Origin of the sequence: Shewanella sp., from assembly GCF_041630135.1 — a bacterium.
Lineage (GTDB): Bacteria > Pseudomonadota > Gammaproteobacteria > Enterobacterales > Shewanellaceae > Shewanella.
Genome location: NZ_JBFKLW010000096.1, coordinates 1 through 9,672, shown reverse-complemented (window position 1 = coordinate 9,672; position 9,672 = coordinate 1). Strand labels below are relative to the sequence as shown.

Sequence of the window (9,672 nt, the reverse complement as noted above, 5' to 3'; positions counted from 1 at the left end):
CCCATGAACTTCACACCGGCAACGATAAGGGTTTGCGCGGGGTGGTCACGGCCAAAGCGGGCCATTTCAAGCGAGTCAGACACGCAGCCGCCGGTTTGTTCCGCCAGCGCCTGGATTTCGGGATCTGTGTAGTAGTGCGCTACCAGCACAGCATCACGAGCTTTCAAAAGCGCCTTGATTTTTTCTTTGTATTCCACCTTTTGCGCATCCGAAAGCGGGATGGGTTTGGCGGGAAACGGATACTGAATAGGTTCCAGAATGGGGGCTTGCTGACTCATGGTAATTCCGACAACATAACACTTTGGGCGCATTATACGTAAAGCCAGACAAAAGATTAAGGTGTTTTGGCCAATAGGCTGGCGCAAATTGTGAATGCTTCGCTGAGAACCACGAATACAAAAAAAGCGCCCGCAGGCGCTCTTTTAAAGATTTCCGATTAGCGCATGGCCAACAACATGTCTTCCGGCTGCTCCAGGTACTGCTTCCACAGGTTACAGAAACGGGCAATGGTGCCGCCATCGATAACCCGGTGATCGCCACTCCAGCTTACCTGCATAATCTTACGGGCCTGCACGCTGCCGTCTTCAGCAAAGCGTGGCAGTGTCTGCAACTTACCCAATGCCACAATCGCCACTTCCGGCTTATTGATGATTGGGGTTGCCACAGTACCGCCAAGGGCGCCGATGTTGGAGATAGAAATAGTGCCACCTTTAAGATCCGCAGGAGTAACACGGCCACTGCGTGCCGCGTCGGTCAGGCGGGTGATTTCACGAGCCACATCCAGAATCGACTTGCTCTGCACATCTTTCACGTTTGGCACCAGCAGGCCCACTTTGGAGTCCACCGCCATACCTATGTTATGGCTTGCCTTGTAGGTCAGCTCAGTGCAATCGGCATTCACCTGGCTGTTGACCACCGGGAACTCGGTTAATGCCAGTGACAGCGACTTCATAAAGAACGGCATCATGGTCAGCTTTAGGTCATCACTGCTGTACTTGGCCTTCATGCGTTCGCGCAGGGCAACCAGCGCAGTCAAATCAATTTCTTCACAATAGGTAAAGTGTGGAATGCTGGACACTGAGTCCATCATCTGCCGCGCCATTGCTGCTTTTACGCCGCGGATTGGCTCTACTCTGTCACCTGCTGAAGGTTGTACAGGGGCTGCTTGCACTACCTGTGTCTGAGGAGCAGCCGCTTGAGCAGCCGAAACAGCACCACCTTTCAGATAACGCTCGATATCTTCCTTATACACACGGCCATGCTTACCGCTGCCGGGTACCTGCGACAAATCCACATCCAGACTTCGGGCCATACGACGAACCGCCGGACTTGCCAGTGCCTTACCGTTACCGCTGACTGCCATTGGCTTGTCAGCCTGACTGGCGCTTACGCAGGCTGCACCACCTACGGTGGGGGCAGGCGCAGCTTGAAGGGCAACAGGGTGCTCAGCGTCCACTTCAATGGCGTAGAGCGGCGCATGTACCTTGGCGAGTTGTCCTTTACGGTAGTGCAAAGTAACAATTTTGCCCGCCTTCAGGGCGGGGATTTGTACCAGCGCCTTGTCAGTCATAACATCGGCGATGGGTTGATCTTCCTCAACCATATCGCCTTCGTTCACCAGCCACTCGACCAGCTCGCACTCCACAATACCTTCACCAATATCCGGCAGCAGGAAGTCTTCAATATGCTTGCCAAGGCTGGCTGGTACCGATGCAACGCTTACAGCCTCCACAGGAACAGGAGCGACAGGCGCCGCTGGAGCAGCGGCATCGCCCTCGCCTTCAATCTCAACGGCATACAAAGGCGCATGCACCTTGGCGATTTCGCCCTTGGCGTAATAGAGCTTGCTTACAACACCGGCAAAAGGGGCTGGGATCTGCACCAGGGCTTTATCGGTCATTACGTCACAAATGGGCTGATCTTCTGCGATATGGTCGCCTTCTTTCACCAGCCATTCAACCAGCTCACATTCAACCACGCCTTCACCGATGTCCGGCAAAATAAAATCTTTAATCATACCGGGCTCCTAGAAATTGACGCTGGCCTTGATGGCTTCAAAGGTCTTGAGCGCATCCGGCATGTATTCTTTTTCGTGGATAAGCGGATACGGGGTATCCAAACCACAAACACGGGCAATCGGCGACTCCAGATACAGAAAGCACTCTTCCTGAATGGTCGCGGCAATTTCACCGGCAAAGCCACCGGTGAGCGGTGCTTCGTGGTTAATCAGTAAACGACCTGTCTTTCTGACTGACTCAGCCACTGTGTCTACATCCCATGGCGCCAAAGTACGAAGGTCGATTATTTCACAGGAAATACCCTCTTTTTCAGCCATTTCAGCAGCTTTTTCGACGATTTCCATCTGCGCGCCCCAGGCGAGCAATGTGATGTCTTTACCCTCTTTCACCACCTCAGCTTTACCCAGTGGCAGCTCGTAGTCACCTTCCGGCACTTCACCTACGCTGGCACGGTACAGACGCTTGGGCTCAAAGAACACCACAGGATTCTTATCACGAATTGACGCCAGCAGCAGGCCTTTTGCCTGATGGGCATTACGTGGCACAACCACCTTCAGACCCGGCGTTTGGGTGAAGTAAGCTTCAGGCGACTGTGAGTGATAATGGCCACCGGCAATGCCGCCACCATAAGGGGTGCGATACACCAAACCGCCAACATTAAACTCGTTACCTGAGCGATAACGGAATTTGGCGCTCTCGTTCACAATCTGGTCGAACGCCGGGAAGATATAATCGGCAAACTGGATTTCGGCAACAGCTGTGGTGCCGTTGGAGGCCAGACCGTTGGCAAAACCGGCAATGCCCTGCTCGGTCAGCGGGGTATTAAAGCAGCGCCCCTTACCAAAGGTGTCCTGCAGGCCGGAGGTGGCACGAAACACACCGCCAAAGTGGCCCACGTCCTCACCAAACACCAACATGGTGGGATCTTTTTCCATCGCAATGCGCAGAGCACTGTTGATGGCTTGCAACATATTCATTTCAGCCACGGCTTAGAGTCTCCCTGCGGTTTTTGGATAAGCTTGCGGATATTTCTTCACGTGGGCCTTAAGTGACTCCAGCTGTTTTTTCAGCTGTGGCGTTGGCTCATCGTAAACATCCTCAATGATTTCCTCGATGCGGGGTGCCGGAACCTTCTCAGCCACTTTCACTGCGGCCAGTACTTCTTCACGGTAACGCTCGTACAGAACTTCATCGTCCGCTTCAGCAAGCCAGCCCTTATTGATCAGCCACAGCTTGAAGCGTTTCACCGGGTCGTGCTCACGCCACTTGGCCTCTTCTTCCTTGGAGCGATAGCCAGATGGATCGTCCGATGAGGAATGGGCACCAAGGCGATATGTCATGGCCTCAATCAGCACTGGTGCATTATGCTCCAGCGCATAAGCACGGGCCTGCTGAGTGGCAGCCAGAACCGCCAGCATGTCGTTACCATCTACGCGAATGGTGTGCATGCCGTAGCCTACACCGCGGCTGGCAATGCCATTGCCGGCAAATTGCTCTTCTGTAGGGGTGGAAATGGCGTAGCCGTTGTTACGGCAAAAGAAAATAACCGGAGACTTAAGCACAGCAGCCATGTTCATACCTGCGTGGAAATCCCCTTCAGAGGCAGCACCTTCACCAAAGTAGCAAATAGCGACGTTGCGCTCACCTTTCATCTTCAGGCTGTAACCTACACCGGTGGCCTGAGGAATTTGCGTGCCCAGTGGCGATGAAATGGTTTGATAATGCAGTGCAGCCGCGCCGTAGTGGATCGGCATCTGGCGGCCTTTACCGAGATCTTTTTCGTTACTGAACATCTGGTTCATAAACTGTTCGGTGGTGAAACCGCGATAACGCAGGGCCGCGTGCTCGCGATATTGCGCTAGGATAACGTCTTTATCATCCAAAGCAGCAGCACTGCCGAGGATAGCGGCCTCTTCACCGGTACAGGTCATGTAAAAACTGATTCGACCCTGACGCTGGGCGCCCAACATGCGCTCATCCAGCACCCGGGTAAACACACACGCGTCATAGATACGCCTGGCAAGGGATTCATCGATTTGTGGCAGAACGGCTTCCTCGTAAGGTGTACCGTCGGCCTGAAGGATCTTGAGAATGGGGATGTGCAGTGACTCCCTGTCAAGGAAGGAGACCTTGTGCACTGTCTCTTGGTTTGTTGATGCGTTGCTCATATTCTGCTCTTGTTATCATTGAGGCCCACCCACGGCAGGCCTGTATGTAAAACGCGGGATGAACATTACGTTAACGTAAACTACCTTACAATCATTACACCATGACAGCGGATAAGTTTCCCCCGTTTGCATGTACTAATTGCTTTACAGCCTTACTCCACGTGCGGATTTTCTGCCGGGACAAGCATGATGACAGTACGCTGGCCAACAGGTACTTTGGCATTGGGGAATACGACCGCCTCAGTTTCCTGTTCAATCAGAATATCCTTCCCCCCCTCGCGGGCTATCACATGGCCACTGGGAAATGACGTAAAGTTCTCCACATCTGTGCTGAACGTGAATTCAAAATCTTCCGCGGCCTTATTAATGACACGACATACCTGATAAAGGTTCACCTGAGTTGCATCGAATGGTCCAAGACCGAGAGATTCACCACAAATAAGACGCTTGAACATCTCGCGGGTGCTGGCGAACTTGCTCATGTCGTTCTGCCCCATGGGGTACACCTTGCCAAGCTCAATTGTGAAAGCATCGGCGCGGAACAACTCGGATGAGAAATAACTGAAGGTGGTGGTGGGTTCATGGTGGAAAAGCACGGTATCAACACCGCTGGCGGCAAGGAACATAATCTGCTCACCACTGAACGCACGGCCGGGGCGGTAAGGGTAAATAGCAAACTTTTCGTGCTTTGAACCACGTATGGCTGTATGCAAATCGTAATGAATACGCTGCCTGCCAGCGCCAATTGCCGCACCTTCATTAAAGAAACGGGTGACATAGGCCTCAAGCTTCTTGGCACGAACGCGCTCAGGGTTATTAAGCCCGGGTCCGCGGCTGTGTTCACCGCTGAACAGCCGGTTCATATTTTCATCAACAATGCGGGTACCATTGTTAATGGCCGCGGGGTTGCCAATGAGGAACAATACCCGCTCTTTTACCTGCAAACGCCCTTCCAGCAAATCCTGAATAAGGCTGTTACAAAGCTCGATAGGCGCTGTTTCGTTACCGTGTACTCCGCTTGAAAGCACTATGTCTTTGTGGCTACCGCCTGAGGCTGGTTCAAATACCAGCGCACCCGTATCCCACAAACTCACATGAGTGTGGCCATGAATTAACTGTGGGGCAATGGGATCTAAATGTTCAGGGTTGGACAGGGTGAGATGCAAAAAATCTTTGCTGCCTTGCAATAGGTTAAGCACTTGGGGTCTCCTTTCTCTGAGGCTTTACTCGCTGAGAACTGCCGATTGGTCGAAATCGTCTCGCTGTAGGCAATCCTGCTGGCCATGCATTTTTTTGCGGCAATTCTACCACAGCTATGTAAGGCTGTTCTCAATCATTTAGCCATACCGACCCAGGACCCGATAACAAAGCTGTCTTACCCTCTTGCATTTACAATAAAGTTTCATCACAATTTAGCCGTCCAGACATCCACAGAGGTTTCCATGTCACAATCCAGTTCATCATTTGCCACCTTCGGTGCCGGCTGTTTTTGGGGTGTAGAGTATTTTTTCAGGCAGATCCCGGGCGTGATCAACGCCACCTGTGGTTACATGGGCGGTAACGACAAATACTCCCGCTATGAAGATGTAAAGAAAGGCATCACAGGTCATGCCGAAGTGGTACAGGTTGAGTTTGACCCAAACCAGGTGAGCTTTAACGATTTACTGCAGGTGTTTTGGAAGAACCACAACCCTACCAGTCTTAATCAACAGGGCGGCGACATAGGTAGCCAATACCGCAGCACCATCTTCTTCCACGACAAAACCCAAAAAGAACAGGCAGAAGTTTCAAAACTCGCCCTAGCCCGCTCCGGCCGTTGGGGCACCCGCCACATAGTGACCGAAATCGTGCCACTGCAAAGCTTCCATGCGGCCGAGGAATATCACCAGAATTATCTTGAGAAGAACAACTTGCCCAGCTGCCATATCGAATACTGAGCCGATGCAGACCCAATGTGCATCCAAAAATAAAAAACGCGCCATGGGGCGCGTTTTTCTATTATGAACTAAGCCATTCAGACTTTAATGGCCTTAAGTGCAGCCCCGAGAATAGCTTGTGCATCGGCGATAAGTTCACCCAGATGGGCGTCGCTGACAAAGCTTTCTGCGTAAAGCTTAAACAAGGGCTCTGTGCCCGATGGGCGCGCGGCAAACCAACCTTTGTCGGTAGATACTTTGATGCCGCCAATAGCAGCGCCGTTACCAGGCGCCTTGGTCAGGACTGAGGTAATGGCATCGCCTGCGACGGAGGTCGCATCAAGGGTTTGCGCATTCAGCGCACCGAACTTGGCTTTCATTTTGGGGTTCAGCGGGCTGTCGATACGCTTGTAGAAACAACGGCCGTGTTCGGCAACAAGCTCTTCGTAGCGCTGGGCAGGCGTTTTACCGGTTACTGCGAGGATTTCTGCCGCCAGCAGCGCCAGAATAAAACCGTCTTTATCTGTACACCAGGTACTGCCATCCATTTTCAGGAAGGCTGCGCCGGCACTTTCTTCACCACCAAAGCAAACACTGCCATCGGCAAGCCCGTCGACAAACCACTTAAAGCCAACAGGCACTTCCATCAAGGGCACCTGATGGGCAACGCACACCTTGTCTATCAGTGAACTTGAAACAAGCGTCTTACCCACTGCCAGAGTTTTAGCCCACTGCGGCCGGTGACCAAGGAGGTAGTCTATGGCTACCGCCAGATAGTGGTTGGGATCCATCAGCCCTGTGCCGGGGCACACAATGCCATGGCGGTCGTAATCAGGATCGTTACCTACACAAATATCGAATTTATCTTTGTGAACCAAAAGACCGGCCATTGCATGGGGCGATGAACAATCCATGCGGATCTTGCCGTCTTTGTCCAGCGTCATAAAACCAAAACCGGGATCCACACTGTTATTGACCAGGGTAATATCCAAACCGTACTGCTTGGCAATCGGCTGCCAGTAATGGATACCACTGCCACCAAGTGGGTCGACTCCTATACGCACTCCGGCCTTGGCAATCGCTGCCATATCCACCACGAGGGAAAGATCATTTACGTAAGGTGATATCAAATCTTTGTGCTTTAAAAATGGCAAGGTTTGGGCAATGCCATAATTGACCCGTTTTACCCCATCGAGGCCGTGAAGCAGATAATGATTGGCGCGCTTTTCTATCCAGCCGGTGATCTCACCTTCTGCCGGGCCACCATGGGGTGGATTGTATTTAATTCCGCCATCCTGAGGTGGATTATGGGACGGTGTAATAATGATGCCGTCATATAAGTCTGTTGTACGCCCGTTATGGCTGCGATTACTGCTGACAATAGCGTGGCTGACCACAGGTGTAGGTGTGTAGCCATCTTTTTCATGAGCAATAACACAAATGTGGTTGGCAACCAGTACTTCAATAACTGATAGATAGGCCGCCTCTGACAATGCATGAGTATCCTTACCCAAATACATGGCACCGGTAATACCGGCCTGATTGCGCCAGTCCACCACAGCCTGGGCAATTGCCAGAATATGCTGTTCATTGAAGCTCTTGTGAAATGCGCACCCTCTATGCCCTGAAGTACCGAAACTGACCTTTTCGGCCGGACTGTTTGCATCCGGCACCAAACGATAGTAACGGCTCATCAGTTTGGGAATGTTGACCAGATCCCCTTGCTGGGCGGGCAGACCCGCACGGTCATGGATAGCCAAGACGTGAAATCCTTTATTCAGATTTGATTATAAAAGGCCGCTGTGCTTCAGGTCAGTGCCAGTGCGCCAAGTGATTTGGCTCGCACGGGGTCACACCCCAGTTGCGTCAACGCTTCTTCAAGAATGGTGCGCTTTTTCGCTGTGTTGTTGTTGGTAGTTACCCAAAAACCACTACAACCAATTTCCTTCGGGTTGGCCGATTTACTGGCTTTGAGCAGCGCTTCTTTTGAGGTAGCAAAATAGAGTCTATCCCGGCCCTGGATTTGTAACACTTGCTTAAAACGGTTCGGCGCAGCGGCATGCAAACACTCGAGCGCGTAGAGGAAGCGGCCAACGGCACCTTTTTGGGCATCCAGATTGGATTCACTGAGCAGGTTGGTAAAGTCAATCTCGTCTGCAGCAACAATTTCGGCATCGCTAAGGGCAACAGAAGAAACGGTTCCGATGTCAACAGAGTAAGCTTCAGTTTCACTCTCTGCTGCAGACTCCGCCGATGGCGTTTCCATGCTCGGTTCACTGATGGCAACAGGTGCTGTATCGGTGATTTCGGCGACCGACAATCCCAACAGACGCCTTAAAATGTCGGAGGCACTCTCACCAATACGTTCGGTTTTGCCGGCTATGTAGCGATAGAGTTCTTCATCCACTTCAATATATTTCATCACCAATACTGTCCTTTTGTTTTCTCTGGCGGCTTTTATATGAAGCCGACTCGCCGAAGAAAGCTCAGTGTAAGCCAGTCCAACAGATTGATAAAGCACTCCAAAATGAAAAGAGCGCCTATCAAATACAAACAGGGTTGCACTTTGGTTTGAACGGACAAAAATTAGCCTCTAATTGAGGGAGAAAATCGATTTCAAAAGAGATAACGCCCTCACCTTGCACCCACTGACATCAGCAGGCAAAATTGCCCACCATTCCTTCAGCCTTAAACCGCTAATGGGTAGCACTGCAATGACAACCAAACATCTACTCAACTACGCCACCCAGGGTCAGGGTGAAAAAGTCATTCTGGTTCATGGTCTCTTTGGGGATTTGGACAATCTCAAGGGATTAGCCCAAACACTTGAAGAGCATTATCAGATCATACGTATCGATGTGCCCAACCACGGCCAAAGCCCACATTGGGATCATATGGATTATCCCTCCTTTACGTCTGCACTGATATCACTGATGAACGAGCTTGATATTGACAAAGCGCATCTGATTGGCCACTCGATGGGGGGCAAAATTGTTATGGCAACCGCCCTGAGCCACCCGGACCGGGTAAGTTCCGTCGTTGCTGCCGATATAGCCCCTGCAGCCTACCAGCCCCGCCATCAAACCGTTTTCAAAGCCCTGACCTCGTTGCCACTGGATGGCAGCGTTGACCGAAAAGCAGCACTTGACCACATCCTTGGTTACGGCGTTGATGAAGGTACAGCACAATTTTTATTAAAAAGCTTAAGACGTGGCGATGAAGGCTTTTACTGGCGCATGAATTTAGCAGGCATCATCAACGCATATGACGCCATCATCGGTTGGCCCTATGAGGGAAAACATTTTAACGGTGAGACCTTGTTTATTCGCGGAGATGAATCGGACTATGTCACCGAGCAACACAGAGAATCCATTTTAGCGCAATTTCCCAACGTTCAACTCAAGTCAATTGGTGGTGCCGGCCATTGGCTACACGCCCAGAAGCCAGCGATATTTAATCGCCTGGTGAAAAACTTCCTTGACAATCAAGCCTCCGAGACTGGGCGGTAAAGGCTATAGCAGGCGCTAATATGATGTGGTATATTCGCGCCTCCTTTTCAAGACCGGGTTT

9 protein-coding genes are annotated in these 9,672 nt (G+C 51.5%); 2 read left to right on the top strand and 7 right to left on the bottom strand.

Annotated features, from left to right (window positions below; genetic code table 11):
* From nadA to astE, 5 genes are all read right to left on the bottom strand, one after another.
* Positions 1-278 (bottom strand): quinolinate synthase NadA (gene nadA, locus ABYK60_RS17740; protein WP_372873332.1); only part of this gene is annotated, 278 nt, incomplete at its 3' end.
* 158 nt (positions 279-436) lie between these two features.
* Complete coding sequence (locus ABYK60_RS17735) at positions 437-2,017, bottom strand: dihydrolipoyllysine-residue acetyltransferase (protein ID WP_372873331.1); 1,581 nt, start codon at positions 2,015-2,017, stop codon at positions 437-439.
* Between the two features lie 9 nt (positions 2,018-2,026).
* Positions 2,027-3,004 carry an alpha-ketoacid dehydrogenase subunit beta gene (locus ABYK60_RS17730; RefSeq protein ID WP_372873330.1) on the bottom strand — a complete coding sequence of 326 codons (978 nt, stop codon included), beginning with the start codon at positions 3,002-3,004 and terminating at the stop codon, positions 2,027-2,029.
* Positions 3,005-3,007: 3 nt separating this feature from the next.
* Positions 3,008-4,186, bottom strand: a complete 1,179-nt coding sequence (locus ABYK60_RS17725) for a thiamine pyrophosphate-dependent dehydrogenase E1 component subunit alpha (protein WP_372873329.1) — start codon at positions 4,184-4,186, stop codon at positions 3,008-3,010.
* A 152-nt stretch (positions 4,187-4,338) separates the two neighbouring features.
* Positions 4,339-5,385, bottom strand: coding sequence for a succinylglutamate desuccinylase (gene astE, locus ABYK60_RS17720; RefSeq protein ID WP_372873328.1), 1,047 nt, complete (start codon positions 5,383-5,385; stop codon positions 4,339-4,341).
* A gap of 243 nt (positions 5,386-5,628) precedes the next feature.
* Between astE and msrA the strand changes: the two genes are divergently transcribed.
* Complete coding sequence (gene msrA / locus ABYK60_RS17715; protein ID WP_372873327.1) at positions 5,629-6,123, top strand: peptide-methionine (S)-S-oxide reductase MsrA; 495 nt, start codon at positions 5,629-5,631, stop codon at positions 6,121-6,123.
* 77 nt (positions 6,124-6,200) lie between these two features.
* Here msrA and pgm read toward each other — a convergent pair whose 3' ends face one another.
* Positions 6,201-7,862, bottom strand: a complete 1,662-nt coding sequence (gene pgm / locus ABYK60_RS17710) for a phosphoglucomutase (alpha-D-glucose-1,6-bisphosphate-dependent) (protein ID WP_372873326.1) — start codon at positions 7,860-7,862, stop codon at positions 6,201-6,203.
* A 47-nt stretch (positions 7,863-7,909) separates the two neighbouring features.
* Positions 7,910-8,524 carry a replication initiation negative regulator SeqA gene (gene seqA / locus ABYK60_RS17705; RefSeq protein ID WP_372873333.1) on the bottom strand — a complete coding sequence of 205 codons (615 nt, stop codon included), beginning with the start codon at positions 8,522-8,524 and terminating at the stop codon, positions 7,910-7,912.
* A gap of 292 nt (positions 8,525-8,816) precedes the next feature.
* On the opposite strand from seqA, the gene ABYK60_RS17700 reads away from it, so the two are divergent.
* Positions 8,817-9,611: an alpha/beta fold hydrolase gene (locus ABYK60_RS17700; RefSeq protein ID WP_372873325.1), complete on the top strand. Its 795-nt coding sequence runs from the start codon at positions 8,817-8,819 to the stop codon at positions 9,609-9,611.
* Positions 9,612-9,672: the final 61 nt, after the last annotated feature.